This window comes from Emticicia sp. TH156 (assembly GCF_002855535.1).
In the GTDB taxonomy this organism is placed as follows: domain Bacteria; phylum Bacteroidota; class Bacteroidia; order Cytophagales; family Spirosomataceae; genus Emticicia; species Emticicia fluvialis.
This window is the reverse complement of sequence record NZ_PKRS01000001.1, coordinates 652,527-670,346: the sequence shown is the minus strand read 5'-3', so window position 1 is coordinate 670,346 and position 17,820 is coordinate 652,527. Positions and strand designations below refer to the sequence as shown.

Annotated in this window: 14 protein-coding genes; 5 read left to right on the top strand and 9 right to left on the bottom strand. The window is 42.6% G+C overall.

From position 1 onward, the window contains the following. Nucleotides 1-73: 73 nt before the first annotated feature. On the top strand, nt 74-1,162 hold the full coding sequence (locus C0V77_RS02880; protein ID WP_101724789.1) for a Gfo/Idh/MocA family protein: 1,089 nt from the start codon (nt 74-76) through the stop codon (nt 1,160-1,162). Here C0V77_RS02880 and C0V77_RS02875 read toward each other — a convergent pair whose 3' ends face one another. From C0V77_RS02875 to C0V77_RS02845, 7 genes are all read right to left on the bottom strand, one after another. Then, the gene (locus C0V77_RS02875; protein ID WP_101724788.1) at nt 1,163-2,953 is read right to left on the bottom strand and encodes a family 43 glycosylhydrolase; all 1,791 of its coding nucleotides are present in this window, start codon (nt 2,951-2,953) and stop codon (nt 1,163-1,165) included. A 126-nt stretch (nt 2,954-3,079) separates the two neighbouring features. Beyond that, a complete protein-coding gene (guaB, locus tag C0V77_RS02870) occupies nt 3,080-4,546 on the bottom strand; it encodes an IMP dehydrogenase (RefSeq protein ID WP_101724787.1) in 1,467 nt (488 codons plus the stop codon). Between the two features lie 147 nt (nt 4,547-4,693). After that, complete coding sequence (gene xylA, locus C0V77_RS02865; RefSeq protein ID WP_101724786.1) at nt 4,694-6,034, bottom strand: xylose isomerase; 1,341 nt, start codon at nt 6,032-6,034, stop codon at nt 4,694-4,696. A gap of 218 nt (nt 6,035-6,252) precedes the next feature. Next, entirely contained in the window at nt 6,253-6,510 is a 258-nt protein-coding gene (locus tag C0V77_RS02860; protein ID WP_101724785.1) for a SemiSWEET transporter, read from the bottom strand. A 183-nt stretch (nt 6,511-6,693) separates the two neighbouring features. Beyond that, on the bottom strand, nt 6,694-8,304 hold the full coding sequence (locus tag C0V77_RS02855; protein ID WP_101724784.1) for a PepSY domain-containing protein: 1,611 nt from the start codon (nt 8,302-8,304) through the stop codon (nt 6,694-6,696). A gap of 5 nt (nt 8,305-8,309) precedes the next feature. Then, nucleotides 8,310-8,597 (bottom strand): hypothetical protein, encoded by a 288-nt coding sequence (locus C0V77_RS02850; protein ID WP_101724783.1) that lies wholly within the window; start codon nt 8,595-8,597, stop codon nt 8,310-8,312. Nucleotides 8,598-8,614: 17 nt separating this feature from the next. Continuing rightward, nucleotides 8,615-8,869, bottom strand: coding sequence for a hypothetical protein (locus C0V77_RS02845; RefSeq protein WP_101724782.1), 255 nt, complete (start codon nt 8,867-8,869; stop codon nt 8,615-8,617). A gap of 92 nt (nt 8,870-8,961) precedes the next feature. Here C0V77_RS02845 and C0V77_RS02840 point away from each other — a divergent pair, with 92 nt between their 5' ends. Both C0V77_RS02840 and C0V77_RS02835 read left to right on the top strand, forming a co-directional pair. Beyond that, complete coding sequence (locus C0V77_RS02840) at nt 8,962-11,283, top strand: TonB-dependent receptor (protein ID WP_101724781.1); 2,322 nt, start codon at nt 8,962-8,964, stop codon at nt 11,281-11,283. Between the two features lie 6 nt (nt 11,284-11,289). Next, nucleotides 11,290-12,594, top strand: coding sequence for a hypothetical protein (locus C0V77_RS02835; protein WP_101724780.1), 1,305 nt, complete (start codon nt 11,290-11,292; stop codon nt 12,592-12,594). 41 nt (nt 12,595-12,635) lie between these two features. Here C0V77_RS02835 and C0V77_RS02830 read toward each other — a convergent pair whose 3' ends face one another. Beyond that, nucleotides 12,636-13,913 carry an Hsp70 family protein gene (locus C0V77_RS02830; RefSeq protein WP_101724779.1) on the bottom strand — a complete coding sequence of 426 codons (1,278 nt, stop codon included), beginning with the start codon at nt 13,911-13,913 and terminating at the stop codon, nt 12,636-12,638. Between the two features lie 453 nt (nt 13,914-14,366). Between C0V77_RS02830 and C0V77_RS02825 the strand changes: the two genes are divergently transcribed. Next, on the top strand, nt 14,367-15,563 hold the full coding sequence (locus C0V77_RS02825; protein ID WP_101725039.1) for a PQQ-dependent sugar dehydrogenase: 1,197 nt from the start codon (nt 14,367-14,369) through the stop codon (nt 15,561-15,563). A 66-nt stretch (nt 15,564-15,629) separates the two neighbouring features. Here the strand turns inward: C0V77_RS02825 and C0V77_RS02820 are convergent, their stop codons facing one another. Then, on the bottom strand, nt 15,630-16,505 hold the full coding sequence (locus C0V77_RS02820; RefSeq protein ID WP_101724778.1) for an SDR family oxidoreductase: 876 nt from the start codon (nt 16,503-16,505) through the stop codon (nt 15,630-15,632). 113 nt (nt 16,506-16,618) lie between these two features. Between C0V77_RS02820 and C0V77_RS02815 the strand changes: the two genes are divergently transcribed. Next, the gene (locus tag C0V77_RS02815; protein ID WP_101724777.1) at nt 16,619-17,800 is read left to right on the top strand and encodes a putative sugar nucleotidyl transferase; all 1,182 of its coding nucleotides are present in this window, start codon (nt 16,619-16,621) and stop codon (nt 17,798-17,800) included. The last annotated feature ends 20 nt before the right edge of the window (nt 17,801-17,820 follow it).

Sequence of the window (17,820 nt, the reverse complement as noted above, 5' to 3'; positions counted from 1 at the left end):
AAAAGATTCCTTAAAAAAAGTCTTTGCTGCGCTTTTTAATTAAATTTGTTTTTATTCAACCTGATTTAAACCTATGAAAAAAATTCTTCTTCTCCTGTTGGTTACCATCCAGGTAACTTTTGCACAAGATAAACCGGTACGTATGGGTATTGTGGGTATGACACACGACCACGTTCGGCAAATTCTGCATACTATTAAGCACGAAGGTGTTGAGATTGTGGGCTTTGCCGAACCGGATAAGGCATTGGCCATGAAATACCTGGCAGAATACAAATTGCCCGAAAGCCTGTGGTATGGCAGTCTTGACGAAATGATTGAGAAAGCAAAACCGGAAGCCGTCTGCGATTTCAGAAGTATTATTGAGCATCTGGAAACTGTCCAGAAATGTGCCCCCAAAGGAGTACACGTAATGGTTGAAAAACCATTAGCGGTTAATTTTGAAACTGCCAAACAAATGGAGGCACTGGCCAAAAAGCATAAGATTCAGTTATTGACCAATTATGAAACCACCTGGTATGCCAGTAACTATGAAGCCTACAAAATGATTAATGAGCGCAATGAAATTGGTGAAATCAGAAAGGTGGTGATACATGACGGTCACTCTGGCCCTAAAGAAATAGGGGTTAGTAAAACGTTTCTCGACTGGCTGGCTGACCCCGTAAAAAACGGCGGCGGAGCAATTGTTGACTTTGGTTGTTACGGTACTGATATTATGGCCTGGATTATGAAAGGCGAAAGACCTCTATCGGTAACAGCTGTTACGCAGACTATCAAACCCGAAACTTACCCGAAAGTGGATGATGAGGCTACCATTATTGTAACTTACCCCAAAGCGCAGGGTATTTTTCAGGCTTCATGGAATTGGCCGTTTGACAGAAAAGATGCGGAGTTTTACGGCAAAAACGGATATATCATTGCAGATAGAACCCTGCAGATGCGGGTAAGAAAAGGCGACAGAAACGCACCACCGGAAGAAAAAGTAGAGATTAAACCATTGGCGTATCCGCTGAACGACCCATTCAGTTACTTTGCCGCGGTGGTACGAGGCAAAGTAAAATCTGAAGATGATTTAGGGTCATTGAAAATCAATATGGTTGCCATGGAAATTCTGGATGCGGCCGTGAAATCGGCCAAAGCCAAAAAAACCATTGAACTAAAATAGTTATTTAGGGCCAATTACCCGGCTTACGGCAGAAACGCCGTTTTCATTAAAGGCCTCAATAGCAAAGTAATATTTCTGACCTACTGTTAAAGCCCTTAATTCAAGATTGGATGGGGCATCTCCCCATATCTGGTAAGTCTGATACAGCTTATCAGGGGTGATGCCCCATAAAATATTATAGCCCACTGCGTCAGGCACTTTCTGCCAGCTGATGTCTGCATTGCGTTCGTCGGTTTGTCGGCTTGCGGTTAGTCCTTCTGGTGTGGCCGGAGCCTTGCCAGTTCCTTTTCCAAAAATCCTGATATCGCTTATGGCCAGGTTAGGCATTGGCACATGTACATTTTCAAATTTAATGAAGCGTGCTCTTACAGGTTTGGCTAGTTCTTCATACGCATTGGGGCGGTCTCGTTTCTCGTTTGTATTGTCTACAATCTTTGTCCATGTTTTGCCGTCAATAGAGGCATAAACTCTGTACTGGATATACACCTTTGGTAAAGCGCTGTCGTAAATGTCCGACTTATAGTCGGTGTAGTTAATTTGCAGCGAATGTACCTCCTGTGGTTGTTCTAAATCAACAGTCAGGGTTTCGCCGCTTTTGTTGGTTTTAGCTACCCAGAAGGTACGGGGGTTTTCATCCGTTACCAGATTGGCCGGGAATTTATCATCCTGCACTGATGAAGACGTAACCGGTTTTTTGTAAGAAAGCAGCATCCATCCGGCAAACAATTCATTTTTATCAGTCCATTTTTTGGTAGGCAACAGTTGAGGGAAATCCGCAAAGCGGGTATTGGCATACATTTGTCCGTCTTTATCAAATCCTGTCGGAACCATCTCAATCCGTCGCTCAAAATTCCAGTTAACTGCAATCCAGGGGGTGCCTGTATTCCAGTAATTGCCATATAAATCCTTGAAAGTATTGCCATGGCCCATACCCGTCATGAATCCGCCCGGTTTGTATGAAACCGGATTGTAAGGCGCATAGGTAAATGGACCCAGTGGGTCATCGCCTACATAAGTGCCGTTGGCATACACGTTATATTCTGTACCCGGTGCGCCATATTGCAGGTAGTATTTGCCGTTATGTTTGGTCATCCATGCGCCTTCGGTAAATGGCTTGATGGTGTCGCGGTGGTCGCGGCCAAAACGCTCCCAACCGTGTTTTTCCGGGTGCAGGTATATCAGCCCTTTATAATTGTTTTTCTCTTTATAAGTCAGGTTTTTGTTTTTGTCGAGTTCGGCTCCGAAAATCGGATACACGTTTGAAGACCCCCAGTACATAAACCAGCGGTCTGAGTCTTCGTCATGAAATAGCGCCGGGTCCCACGGGCCTATATCTTTAGGTAATTGCGGCAACCAGCGGTTATAAAAATGCAGTTTGCCGTTTTCAGGTGTGGTAGTATAAAAAATAGGTCTTTGCTGAAAGGTTGATTGGAAAAGGTAGAGTGTATCTCTCACCGAAATGGCCGCAGGTGCGCACATATCTTCCATCGGCCAGCGGCTGGGGATGATGTAATGCCAGTTCAGCAGGTCTTTCGATTTCCAGTATCCACCCTGAATGGTATGAAACAGGTAATACTCATTTTTATGGGTGATAATCACAGGGTCGGCACCTGAGCGATACGATATTTTTTCGTTGGTCTGTTCCCAGTTATACTGGTAGTTAATATCCATCGGGTTGCAGAAGGTCTTCTGCTTAAATGGCTTTGGTTTGGCAATGTTCAGCTGAGGGCTTTGCGCCAGGCTAAAAGAAGTAATGAATAACAGGCTGAATAATAGTTGAAAGCGTTTCATAGGTTGTAGTTTAAACTACAAATATAAAATAAGTCAGCAGAAAACCATGACCATTGAGCAGGATAGAAAAAACAAAAGAGGCTCACGCGGAGCCTCTCAAGAGTATTTATCTGGAAGATCTTATTCTTACCTTGAATAATTTGGTGCCTCACGCATAATCTGAATATCGTGCGGGTGGCTTTCTTTGATACCAGCCGAAGTGATTTTCACAAATTTTGCCTGTTGCAAGGTTTCTATATCACCTGCACCACAATAGCCCATACCGGCTTTTAATCCGCCCACCATTTGGTAGAGAATCTCAGCAGCGCGGCCTTTGTAGGGTACACGACCTACAATGCCCTCAGGAACCAGCTTTTTGATATCATCTTCGGCATCCTGGAAATAACGGTCTTTCGAGCCATCTTCCATGGCTTCTACTGAACCCATACCACGGTACGTTTTAAATTTACGTCCTTCGTAAATTACCATTTCGCCAGGGGCTTCTTCGGTTCCGGCTAACAATGAACCCATCATTACCGTGTTTGCACCTGCGGCAATGGCTTTAGTAATATCACCTGAGAAACGGATACCACCATCAGCAATAACCGGAACGCCGTATTTAGCTGCGGCAACAGCCGAATCGGCAACGGCCGATAACTGCGGCATACCTATACCTGCTATAATACGCGTGGTACAAATACTGCCCGGCCCTACGCCAACCTTAATGGCATCTGCACCTGCTTTGGCCAGCGCTTCGGCTGCTTCGGCTGTGGCAATGTTTCCAACAATTACATCCAGTTTCGGAAACGCCAGCTTGATACGTTTAAGGGTTTCAATAACACCCTTTGAGTGTCCGTGTGCAGTATCAATACTTACAACATCCACGCCGGCTTTTATCAGGCTTTCTACGCGTTTTTCAATATCTGGTGTAACACCAACTGCGGCTCCGGCAATCAGACGACCCAGGCGGTCTTTAGCTGCGTTGGGGCGGTCTTTCTTTTTCAGAATATCACGGTAGGTAATTAAACCTATCAGACGATACTCTCTGTCAACTATCGGTAATTTTTCAATCTTATAGTTTTTCAGAATCTCTTCTGCTTCTGCCAGGCCTGCTCCTTCATATCCAACTATCAGGTTATCTTTGGTCATTATATCCACAATGGGCTTTGTCATTTCCGTCTGGAAACGCAAATCTCTGTTGGTTACAATACCCTTCAGTTTGTTGTTTTCGTCAATAACCGGTATACCACCTACCCTGAACTCAGCCATTAAACGTAAGGCATCGCCTATAACAGCGCCTTCGCTCAGTGTAATGGGGTCTATAATCATGCCGCTTTCAGAACGTTTCACCTTACGTACCTGCTCGGCTTGTTGTTCAATGGTCATGTTTTTGTGGATAATACCGATACCCCCTTCCTGTGCCATAGCAATAGCCATTTCATATTCGGTAACGGTATCCATAGCCGCCGAAATGAGAGGAATATTCAATTGTATATTTTGCGTCAGGTAAGTTTTCGTTTGCGTATCGCGGGGAAGAACTTCTGAATAAGCCGGAACGAGGAGAACGTCGTCGTAGGTGAGTGCTTCGTAAAGCAACTTTGAAGAATCTAACATAGCAAATAATTTACGTTTTCTTATTTGCCAAGCAAAATTACGGAAAATATTTTAATTGGCAATCAGCAGCAATAAAATTAATTGAAAATTCATATAAAAAGCCCTGTAATTTCTATTTTACAGGGCTTTGGTATAATGTATCAGTAATTAGATATACTGATTGATAATCATCTCAAACAATTCCTGTTTGCCGCTGATAACTTTCGGTTCTCCATCTCTCAAGGCAATGTCTCTTAAGTCGGTTAGCGTTAGTTTACCTGCCTCAAATGCGGCACCGTCGCCACTGTCGAACGAAGCATAGCGGTTGGCACGTAGTTTTTTGTATTCCGATTTCTCAAGTATATCGTTGGCAATCAACAAGGCTCTGGCAAATGCGTCCATACCTGCAATGTGTGCAATAAAGATATCTTCAAGGTCGGTTGAGTTTCTGCGGGTTTTGGCGTCAAAGTTAATACCACCTGTCTGGAAACCACCTGCTTCCAAAATAACCAGCATAGCCTCGGTCAGTTCAAACAAATCGATAGGGAACTGGTCTGTATCCCAACCGTTCTGGTAGTCGCCGCGGTTGGCATCAATACTGCCCAGCATACCGGCGTCAGCTGCCATTTGCAATTCATGGGCAAATGTATGGCCTGCCAATGTGGCGTGGTTTACCTCAGCATTAATCTGGAAGTCTTTATCTAAACCATAATTACGCAAGAAGCCAATAACCGTTTGTGCATCGTAATCATATTGATGTTTAGATGGCTCACAAGGTTTTGGCTCGATATAGAATTTACCGGTGAATCCCTGGCTGCGTGCATAATCACGGGCGATAGTCAGGAATTGCGCCAGGTGGTCAATTTCACGTTTGGTATTGGTGTTCAGCAGCGACATATAACCTTCGCGACCTCCCCAGAATACGTAACCTTCGCCACCTAAAGCAATGGTTGCGTCAATGGCGTTCTTTACCTGTAAGCCTCCATGTGCCACAACCGCAAAATCAGGATTGGTAGACGCACCATTCATGTAACGTTTGTGCGAAAACAGGTTGGCTGTACCCCACAACAATTTTACGCCGCTTTCATCTTGTTTTTTCTTGGCAAGCGCAACAATGGTTTTTAGGTTTTGTTCGAATTCGCTTTGTGAATTGCCTTCAGGGGCGATATCAATATCGTGGAAACAATAGTAAGGGGTGCCCAGTTTGGTCATGAACTCAAACGCTGCATCCAGCTTGTCTTTGGCTGCCTGCATGGGGTCGCCGGCCTGGTCCCAAGGAAAATCTTTTGTGCCGGGGCCAAACGGGTCGCCGCCTGTGCCACAGAAAGTATGCCAGTAGGCAGTTGCAAAGCGCAGGTGTTCTGCCATGGTTTTGCCTGCTACTACACGATTGGCATCGTAATATTTAAACGCCAAATAATTATTTGATTCTTTACCTTCATAGGAAATAGGCTCCTTAATAAAAGGAAAATACTCTTTTTCGCCTATGGTAACTTTTAAATTTGCCATGATTGCTGGTCGGTTGAGCTATGAATAATTTTAAAATTTGATGCAAGTAAATTATTAAGTGTCAAACTTACAATTATTTTTTGATTTTTATTCAAAGTATTTGCAAAACAGGTTTAGGCAGGCATAAAAACAAAAAAACCAGACATGAATATGCCTGTTCAAAATTGTAAGAAAATTCTGATAATTAAAAGTGCAACGCCTTAAACCCTTTCAACTTACTAAAGCGAATGGTTTTTATACTTAAACTTGAAGAAGAGAATTACCAAAGACAAAATGAGTGTTACACCATTGGCAGCAATAACCGGAAAAGCATTAACTTTTATACCATAAACCAGCCACATAACAACACCAGTAGTAAAAATAAGAAACATGGCCAGCGATACATCTTTGGCCGATTTGGTTTTGTAGATTTGAAGTACTTGAGGCACAAACGCAACCGTGGTTAATATGCCTGCTATATATCCTAAGGTTTCCATAAATCTTTACAATAAAAGCTTATGATTCAATAACTTAACACTTTTGCTGTTAGTGAATCTTTTCTGTAAAAATAATGGAAAAATTATACTGATTAGTTCAAATTACCTGATAATCACAGGTAATACTTCATAAAGTACAATTTTTATTTAAAGTTTAGCCACCCCGGTATTTATACGTAGGCTTTAGCTTTTTAGCATGGCTTTATAGTTTTGGGTAACCGGGGTTTGGGGTTTCGCATCGGGCTTTTTCCAGAATCGGGCAACCAGCGTGAGGCATATTATACCTGTTGCCAGCCAGAAGAAATCTACCGCGGCTAAATTGTAATGCCCGTTGCTCAGGGTCTTCCAGAGCCAGTCATCCGTACAGAAGCCGTTGGCTACCGGCACGAACAATGACAGCACTCCGCCAGAAACCAGATAACCGCGGGTAAGCCTTGCTTCGGTTTTCCAGAATAGTCCGGCCAGGGTTAAAACCAGCCAGGAAAGGAAGAAAGTGGTATTGACTAGTTGAACATGATTAATGAGGCCTGCCGGAATAACCCTTTCTGCTATAAACAATAGGGCAATAGCAGGAAACAGCCCGAAACAGATAGCCAGATACACCATAGTAACCTGGTGATGAAAGCGCTTTTGCCTGGCGGTATAGTTTTTTTTATTGCGGGCTTCTTTCCATAACAAAACTCCGCTGATAATTACAAAGCAGGTTATTAGTGCCAGAAAAAAATAGATGAATTTAAGTAACACCCCTCCAAAAGTGGCAAAGTGTACCCGCGCTATACCAAATAACACCGACTGCACATAGGTTTTGTTGCCGGGCATCATGTCTACCACTTTTTTGCCGTCTTTTAATTGTATGGCAAGCATACCATCGCCTGAAAAGTAATTCGGGTCTTTTCCGTACACAGTCATCAGTGCATCTTCCCTGCCATAGTGCTTCAGGTTTACTCTTTTAAGCATAAAATCGGGGTATTTTGCCCTTATTTCATCCAGTGAGCGGTTAATGCTGACATGGTTTCGGGCCAGTGGCGACTTCTCGTTCAGTACTATGGCATCTGCTGGGCGTATCAAGGCAAATACTTTCTTCTGGTCTCCGTTAAAGAAAACCATCACCACCGGCAAAAGTATCAGGATAGACAACATATAATAAGCGCCTGTAATGGCATACATTAACTGAAAAGGCAAACCCAACATACCAAGAGTAGTGTGCGAGCTGGTCCAGATTTGTTTTAATGTTCCCTTGAATGAAAACCCGTAGAACTTCGTTACAATGTTCCGCCAGTGAATCAGAACTCCGGTAAAAACAGCAAAAAGAAAAAAGAGCGCCACAAAACCAGCTATGTATCGGCCGATATAAAAAGGAATCTGATCCAGAAAATGTAAGCGGTATAGTGTTTCTCCAATGGTAGAGGGTTCTTCTCCGATATGTAATTGGTTATTCTCAGGATAATACTGTGCATGAAAGTGGTCTTCTTCCATTTTGTTTTTAGGTACCTGGTGGCCAAAAAAACCCACCACCGGCTTATGGCTGGTAGGAAGATAAATGAAAACATCATCATTAACATCAAAACCCGGCTGCTTTGTTTTAATATTTGCCAGTAGGGCATCGTAGTCTACAGGTTTGGTAATCGGATGCCGCGCTTCGGGGTTTTCCCACTGATAAAATTCTTCTCTGAAGAGCGTAAAGGCACCTGCAAAAAAAATGACATATAGCACAAAGCTGATTGTAATGCCTGAAACGGTGTGGGTATGAAAAAGAATATTAAAAGCCCTGTTAGGTAAGCCACTTAATTTCATGTGTATTAACGGATAAAGAATACGGTAACAGAAAATAAAAGAATAAGCAGGAAGTAAAGCCCAAGTACCTTCCAGGCGTTTTTAGCCAGAAACGGCAGAATCATCAACACTCCCCAAATAAAAAAGAGGGTAAATGTGGATGTAAGCATTACTACGTTCCGTCCCTCAGCAGGCATCAGCGCCCCAAGGCATAAATGAAACGTAATGGAAAGAAAATAACCGCCCAGAATAGCCGTAGCTATTTTTAGCGCTCTTTGGCCGGGGCTTGATAAATACTCTTTTTTAGCTGGCATGGATTATATTAGTTAATTCAGGATTTATTTGAGAGTTCATCAATGGTAATCAGGGCTATTTGTAAAACCACAGTAGCAAGCATGTAAGCACATAGGCCATATAATAACCCACTTGCCCAGCCCCACCTGCCAATTAAAAGCCCCAATCCGGCAATTATGACAAGCAGGTTTAACCAGACATTGCTTTTAACTGGTTTAACACTTTTTGGAAAATACTTCGACTTTGAATAATGCAAAAAGGTTCCGGCTGTTATCAGTAAGATGCCAATCATAAACTTGGTGAATTTTATTTTTGCAAATATTATATTTATTTAGACTAATTCCAAATAATATAATAACTTTGTGCTTTCAAACTAAATCTCGAATGAAAGCACAATTATTATTGCTATTATTTACTCCTTATCTGTTGCTTGCCCAAAGCAACGTTATTAAAGGCCAGATAAAAACCACTACAGGCGAAGCCGTGCCTTTTGCAAGTGTTTCTTTAAAAAATACAAACATAGCCACTCTGACCGATAGCAGCGGAAAATTTGAAATCAAGGGGGTTTCTGCAGGTGAGTATGTGCTCATGGCCAGCTCAATTGGTTTCGAAGGCTTTGAGAAAAAAGTAAGAGTCAGCAAAAATGCCTCTGTTTTTGAAGCGATAATACTGAAAAACTCCGATACCCAGCTGCAGGAAGTAACAGTAAAGCAGGAAAAACAAAGCCGATTGCAGGAAACCAAGCCTATAGCCATTAAAAGTATTGAAATTAAGAATGTAATTACACAGAATGTATTGCTGACTGACGTCATCGACCGGGTTTCTGGTGTGCGAATCCGGCGTTCAAGTTCAATGGGCGACCGTTCGGATATATCTATTAATGGTATCAGAGGTGATGCAATCAGAGTATATATTGACGGCATTCCGATGGAATTGCTGTATCCTAATTTCGATATTTCAACTTTGCCTTTAGGCAATGTGAAGCGTCTGGATATTTACAAAGGCGTTTTACCGGTTGATGTGGGCACCGATGCACTGGGCGGAGGTATAAATATTATTACTGAACAGAAATCGCATAATACCTTTCGTGCCTCATACAATGTTGGGTCATTTAATACGCATCTGGCTGACGTAAATCTGAGCCTGACCAATAAGAAGAATTACTTTCTCAATTTTTCGGCTGCTTATAATCAATCAGATAACGATTATACCATGAAAGCCCTGGTGTATGAAACCAACCGCGTTGAAAAAGTGAGGCGTTTTCATGACAAATTCCGGTTTTTTTACGGAGGTCTTACGGCCGGGGTCCATAGTAAACCCTGGGCAGATGAGCTGAGACTGACCATGAATTACTCGAAAGGATATAAAGAGTTGCAGAATGGTGCCAGAATATCGCATATTCCGTTTGGTGAAGCAGATTATCATGCTGAAAACCTGGCAGCTACCATTAAGTATGACAAGTCTTTTCTGGATGAAAAAATAATATTTAAAACCATCGGCAACTGGAGCGACCAGCTTTTAAACTATAAAGATACCACCGCAAATGTATATAGCTGGAGCGGTAAAATAGTAGGGCGTAACACACCCGGCGAATATGTTGCTGAAAGATTAACAGATAATTATAGCCGTAGCTGGATAAACCGCAGCAGCGTGGTGATACAACTGGCGCCGAATCATAAACTACTGGCCTCTAATTTATTTGCCAGCCAAAGACTAAAAGGTATTGATTATCTGGAGTCCGACCACGCAAAAGATTACCTGCGTATTCCTCAGACCCTAATGAAAAATATCTCAGGCGTACAATACGAAGGGCTTCTGTTGTCGCATCTTACGTTGTCGGTGGCAGTAAAACGGTATGATTTTGTGCTGAACGGAGCCGAAAACAATACCTTTATGATGATTAGAAAGAAGGATGGATTCTGGGGGTGGAATGCCGGGCTGAAATATGACCTTTCAGAAAGCCTTTTTGCACGGGTATCTTACGAAAAAGGATTTCTCATTCCCCAATTTTATCAGTTTGTTGGTAACGGGGCTGATATTCTTCGGAACACCAATCTATTGCCCGAAAGCAGCAACAATCTGAATGCCGGTATTGCTTATCTGAATAAATCAGACCAGGTGCTTGCCATATCCGGTGCTGTCAATGGCTTTTATCGCAGGCAGAACGACATCATCTTTCTAGGCTCAAACATTACCAGAATCTATGAAAACGCCGATCAGGCAAGAACCCTCGGCACAGAAGGCGAAGCTACACTGAAATATAACAATACCTGGAGTTTAAGCGCAAACATCACCTTTTTAAGCAAAAATTTTACACAGGTAAAAGACCCTAAAAATCAATATCTGGTTGGGTCGGCATTTCCTAACAATCCTAATTTCTTCGGTAACCTCGAGCTTGCCTGGCAAAAGAATGGGCTGGGCATCAGAAACTCGTTTTTCAGAGCTTACGCTTTTTACAATTATGTAGCGCCGTTTAACCACATCATGATTGGTAAAAACAATAGTTACAAAACCACACCCGATGCCTTTGTGCCGGTACAACACAGGGTAGACGTAGGCTGTTCTTACAAGTTTCCGGTGCAAAATCTTACGGCCTCAATTAATGTACTGAATGTACTCAATGCAGCGTTGTTCGACAACTTTCTGGTGCCACGCGCTGGTACCAGTTTCAATGCCAAACTGATTTACGAAATCACTAAATTTTAATAGATAATGAAAACCAGACTACTTTTTTTGGGGCTCCTGGCTGCTGCCTTGTTTGCCTGCGAAACCACAGAACCTGAAACTAAAGAAGAACAATCGAAGTATTATGAAGATGGCTTCGTAATATCTTCGGTATCTCAAACCACCGCCGGCAATAACTATTATGCCGGTTACTATTCGTCAATGCCAACAGGTAATATTGATATTACCACCAAAACCAGCTATAATTTTTTGTATACGAGAGCCGTATGGAAAAACTTTATTTTCAGTAACAACCTGAAAGGCGAAAACGTACTGTCTAAAATTGCGGTGTCTAAAGAAACCGGTAATCTGGTAGAAGTTGCCAGTCTGCCTTTACTTGGCTCTCTGAATCAGGTATTGATTATTTCTGAAACACTGGGTGTTTATACTACCTGGGACAAAAAAGGGGTCACCCTTTTTAATCCGGCAACCATGCAGAAAATTACAGATGTTGATATGTCTAAAGCGAAGTCGACCGGAGTAGACCGAGAAAACTATTCTCACCTTGTTTACAGAAAACAGGATAACAGATTGTTTCTGTTTTTATTGGCCGATAAAACAACAACCGGGCAGTTTTATGACATTACCGATATACATGCCGAAGTTGTAAATCTCAATAGCAATCAATGGGAAAAAACCCTTACATTTCCCAATGCTACTTACCCTATTGCCAGAGGTTTCGAGCATCCCCTAGTAGACGAGCAGGGTAATATTTATGTTATCACTCAGGGGCAATATGGCCTCGACGGACAGCTGGGTCCTAACTCAAGCAAAGCATCAAGGCCAAAAATATTGAAGATTCCGGCCGGAACCACGGAATTTGACCCCAATTACGCATTTAATCCGGTAGACAAGGTTGGCCAAACCAATCTTATGTTCCAGCTCTTATTAGGGGGCATATACTACGCCAATGGTATTGCGTATGCCTGTATATCCGGGCAGCAGGACCCACCGGAGCTTTTGGCTCTCATAGCCAAACTAGCCAACAAAACCATAACCGAAACAGAATATAATCGGCTCAGAAGCCTGGCTTTTTATGGTGCCAACCAGCGTTGGGCAAAACTTGATTTGAATGCCCAAACAGCTACTATTATTCAGGATATTCCTTTAACTGCCGGATTCGCCTATCCAAACAACAGCATTGTAAATGGCAAGGTATATCTTCAGACATACAATGAAGACCTGAAAATGAACGGTTTTTATGAGCATGACCCAACTACCGGAACCAGCAAAAAAGTATTTGATTTAACAGCCGGTGGTATGGCCGTCGGTTTCATTAAACTTACTAAATAAGGTTCAAAACAAAACCCCGTCTACTCTGGCGGGGTTTTGTCTTACTTAAGCTCCTGTTGCAATACCTTAAAACTATAGGCTAATCCCATGGCCACACTGTTAAAGTTATCGCCCGATTTGACCTTGTCATCTCCGAACCTCTCCACAAAAATATTCTTCAACGGGCGCACCATTGATGTACCTCCGGTCATAAAGATGGCGTCAATATCTTTCGACTCAATTTTGTATTTTTTCAGAAAATCCATCAGATAATCTTCAATCTTTTCCAGGTTTTTATTAATTATCTGGTGTTCAAATTCATTCATTGAAATATTTTCCCTGAAATCAATCTCATGTTGGCTGAACTCAAACACAGCCTCTTCTTCATGCGTAAGGTCTATTTTAGTTTTTTCTATTTGTTTAAAAAGCACATAACCCAGGTTGTCTTCTATCAGAGTCAGCAGGTTTTTCACCAACGGATTTTTGCCCGAAAACACATAAGATTTACCAATGTTGGTTCTCATGCGCAGGGTATCCAGAAAGTTCATTTTTTCCCACGAACAGATATTCTGAAAGTAAGACAGCGGTAAATCCAGAGATTTGCCCGGTGTCAGTTCTTCTTTTACCCCACGGCCAAAATGAGGCGTGCCTTTGTGCCACATAATGTCAGAATCAAAGCTGTCGCCACCAATATAAACCCCGCCTTTGGCAATCATATCGGCTTTTCTGTCGGCCTGATGCACCGCATCAGGATTCAGATGCATCAATGAAAAATCAGACGTACCACCACCAAAGTCGGCTACCAGAACCAGTTCTTTTTTGGCCAGCTGGCGCTCGTAGGTAAAAGCTGCACCAATGGGCTCCATCTGAAAATAAAACTCAGTAAAACCGGCAATTCTGGCTGCTCTGGAGAGGCGTTCCTGAGCCAGTGCGTCTTTCTCGGGGTTTTCGTCAAATACCACCGGTCGCCCGATAACTGCTGTTGTTACATTCTCTCCAACAAATTCATCCGCCTGTTTTTTCAGGTGAATCAGAATCAGCGAGACCAGATCCTCAATCGTATAACGTTTGGTACCAATACGCGTATCAACAAAGCTCTTATTTGGTAAAACCTTCTTGATTGATTTCATGAAGCGTCCTTTCCGGCGGCTTTCTACATAACGTTCTACCGCTTCGTGGCCAATCGAGAATGCCAGCGCATCTTCAGGCCTGCCGGTATCCGGAAAAAATAATAATGAAGGCGTAGTAAATAACTTAACAATGTTATTGGTGGTAGTATCAAGAACAACCAGGGCAGAATTAGTAGTGCCAAAATCAATTCCGTAAATAAACTGACTCATGTGTAAAATTTCAGTGAAAATGTAAGTGGGGAAAGACACAACAGCTATTCTGACTTAAAAAGTTTCGTATTACAGAATAAATTTCGTGGTAATACGGTTATAGCCATTTATTATGCCAATGATAATGATTGATTTGAGGCCGTAAATCGGCCAAAATCTTATCAGCACTGTGGCTTTGGTCTGACTATCAGCAATATTAGTAGGTGAGAACAACTGCTTGCTCTAAATGGAGGCCGATAGCATAACCAGAATGAAAATCTGTTAGTAATTTTGGGTGTTTTTTTTGAGGTCATTGGAATTATTTAAAGCCAGACCATTGTTAAAAAATCGGATACCAGGGCCTATATAGCAGCATATAAGCAATAAGATGCTTATATTGCAAACAAATTGCCAGGCACATAAACCTCTTCTATAACATTCAACCTGAATTGATACTTTAATTTTAAAATGTATATGAAAAAAACGACACTACTTTCTTTAGCGTTTATTTTGGTTAGTTATGCCTCTTTTGCACAGGGAACTTTGCCGCCTGTTGAAACCAAGGCTCCTAATTCAAACTATAAACCTGCTTTTGAAGGCCAAACCAGAACAGCGGGCATAAAAACAAAAACACCTTATGGGTTTAAAGTACTTACCGAAGGGCTGACCTCTCCCTGGGGTGTTACCAGCCTTCCGGACGGCCGATTGTTGATTACTGAAAAACGCGGGAATCTGCGCATTGCTAAAATAAGCGGCGAATTGAGCAAGCCCATTAACGGCCTGCCTGAAGTGAACTCAAACGGGCAAGGCGGGCTTCTGGGTATTACAATTGACCCGGCATTTGCTAAAAACCGCATGGTTTACTGGACATTCTCTGAGAACGTAGAAGGTGGTACACATACATCAGTAGCGAAAGGTAAATTGTCGGCCGACGAGTCTAAAATTGAAGGGGCAACAGTAATCTACCGCGCTACACCAGCACATAAAGGAACGCTACACTATGGTGGCCGTATTCTTTTCGATAAAAGCGGCAACCTTTTTGTAAGTACCGGCGAGCGTTCAGACCTCGTTACCCGTCCGCAGGCACAGGCACTCAATTCAAGCCTGGGTAAAGTTATTCATATAACTACTGACGGTAAGCCTGTAAAGGGTAATCCGTTTGAAGGGCAGGAAGGCGCAAAACCTGAATTATATTCTTATGGCCACCGTAACGTACAAGGTCTGGCATTTCATCCGGTTACGGGCGAGCTTTACTCTAATGAGTTTGGCCCGAGAGGTGGTGACGAGGTGAATCACGTTCGCGCAGGTAAAAACTATGGCTGGCCAACCATTACCTATGGTATTGAATACAGCGGTAAAAGCATTGGTGATGTAATTCAGCAAAAAGAAGGCATGGAACAACCGGTATACTACTGGGACCCGTCAGTATCGCCAAGCGGAATGACCTTCTACAGCAGTAATATGATTCCTGAATGGAAAAACAACTTGTTTATTGGCTGTCTCAGCGGTATGCATATTGCACGGTTGGTAATTGAAAATGATAAAGTAGTGGGCGAAGAACGTCTGCTTTCTGAAGAATACCAACGTTTCCGCGATGTAACCCAGGGTAAAGATGGCGCATTGTATGCCGTTACCGACCAGGGAAGATTATACAGAATTGCTAAAAAATAAGTACAATACTACGACAGTTATAAAAACAATCAGATATCCCCTCATTGGCAGGGGATATTTTTTTGCTTATGGTTTTAAACTTAATTGCCGGGCAAAAGCCTTTAGCGTAATGGCTGGCTTGCCCAGCTCTTCCCAGGTGTTGGCCGCTTCAAATTTTTCAGGGTATTTATTCAGCGCGGTTACAATATGGTAGCCATAATCAAACTTCCGGCTGATAACCCCCATCAGTTTCATCATAAACATAGGGGCCCAAATGATGCGTAGTTTTTCTTTGGTATAATGGTTTACAAAAAGCCTGGCGGCTTCGTCTTGTGTAAAGGCCTCTGGGCCTTGCACTACATACTCTTTGTTTTCATCCGCAAGTATCTTGAATGAATTGGCTACTTGTCGCGCATAGTCATCAGCAGCTATGTAATAGAGAGGATAATCTGATGTTCCTCCCAATGCAATCATATTCCCTTGCTTCGACTGGTAAAATATACTCTCCATAAAAGTAGAAGGATAAAAGATAGTATAAGGGATACCAGCGGTCTTTATCTTCCGTAAGGCCTCTTGTTTAACCCGGAATACCCACCAGTCAAAACCGTCCATGCCCTGATAAAGATGCACCAGAGAAGACAGGTATCCTATCCGCTTAATGCCTTCGCGCTTAGCTACTGCAAGCATAGTGTCTATACCCTGTTGCTCGGTATGCCAGTCAGATTCCTTTTCGGTTTGAAGAACAGACAGACTCATAAAAACAGCGTCCTGTCCCAGCATGACTTTTTCAACATCAGCTTCATTCTTTATATTTCCTTTAATGATTCTTGCCTCCGGAAAAAGTCTGGCGGCCAGTTGCTCATTTCTAACCAGAACGGTTACTTCAAAGCCTGCTTCTGTCAATGCTTTGGTAACAGGCGTGCCTAACATACCCGTAGAGCCAAAAACAACTATTTTTTTCATCAGGTGGTTTCATTTAAGTAATTATAAAGGTATAGCATTTGATAACCCAGGCCAAATTTCTGCAGAGGCAAATTTTAGTTATCTTTACCGCTTGAAAAACTCAAGGGAATCAGATGAACTACATTGTTTTTGACGACATACAGATAAGAAATCAGCTAAAGCCGTTTACATTTACCAAACCGGTAGCCGGTATCAGATGCGGGATACTCACCATTGCTGAAAAGTGGGAAAAGGTGCTGCATACAAAGGTTTCTTTTCTGACAGAAAACTATCTTCAAACAAAATTTGAAGATATTGCTACCGATAACAATCTTTACATTAATGGGGCCGTTTGCCCAGATGCCCGGTTACTATCAGAAATCAGCCAGTTGAATGATGGAGAAGCACTTGTTGCAGGAGACACAACGCTTGCTATAAAAACCAAAGAAAAGCTTAATTTCCCGATAGATTACTCGCGATATGGGGTAAAAGGATTTACCGCAACGCAACTGACTATTCTAAAAAACCTGCCCGATATCTACCTTAATAACGGAAACCAGATTAAGGCTGATTACCTATTTGTAACGCAAGGCCGATACACACAGCCGGTTACAGACCCCTTTACCCGTATTTATGCGCCAGAAAACGTATTTGTTGAAGAAGGCGCCAGTATTAAAGCAGCCATAATTAATGCCGAAAATGGTCCGGTATACATTGGTAAAAATGCTACAGTACAGGAAGGTGCCATTATCATTGGTCCTTTTTCTGCCGATGAGGGCAGTATAGTAGCCTGGGGGAGCAAGATGCGAGCCAATACCACGCTGGGGCCGTTTTGCAGGGCAGGGGGTGAGGTAGGTAACTCTATATTAACTGCCTATAGTAATAAGGCGCATGATGGTTTTCTGGGTAATTCAGTAATTGGTGAGTGGTGTAACCTGGGAGCCAATACGAATAACTCAAACCTGAAAAATGATTACACCGACGTAAAGTTATATAGTTACGTAAGCCGTCAGCTGGAAAAAAGCGGAGAGTTGTTCTGTGGCTTGTTCATGGGCGACTACACCAAAGCGGGTATCAGCACCATGTTTAACACGGGTACGGTAGCAGGGGTATGTTCTAACATTTTCGGAGCAGGTTTTCAGAACAAGCACGTTCCTTCTTTCAGGTGGGGTGGCGCCGACTCCGGCTATGTGCCGTATCGTTTCGACAAAGCCACTCAGGTGATAAACGAGACCATGAAAAGGCGTGAAACCCAACTTTCTGCCGCCGACCTGCAAATCCTGCAATACATTCATGAGACAGAATCGTCTATTTGATGATAATGTCTTAACTTTGC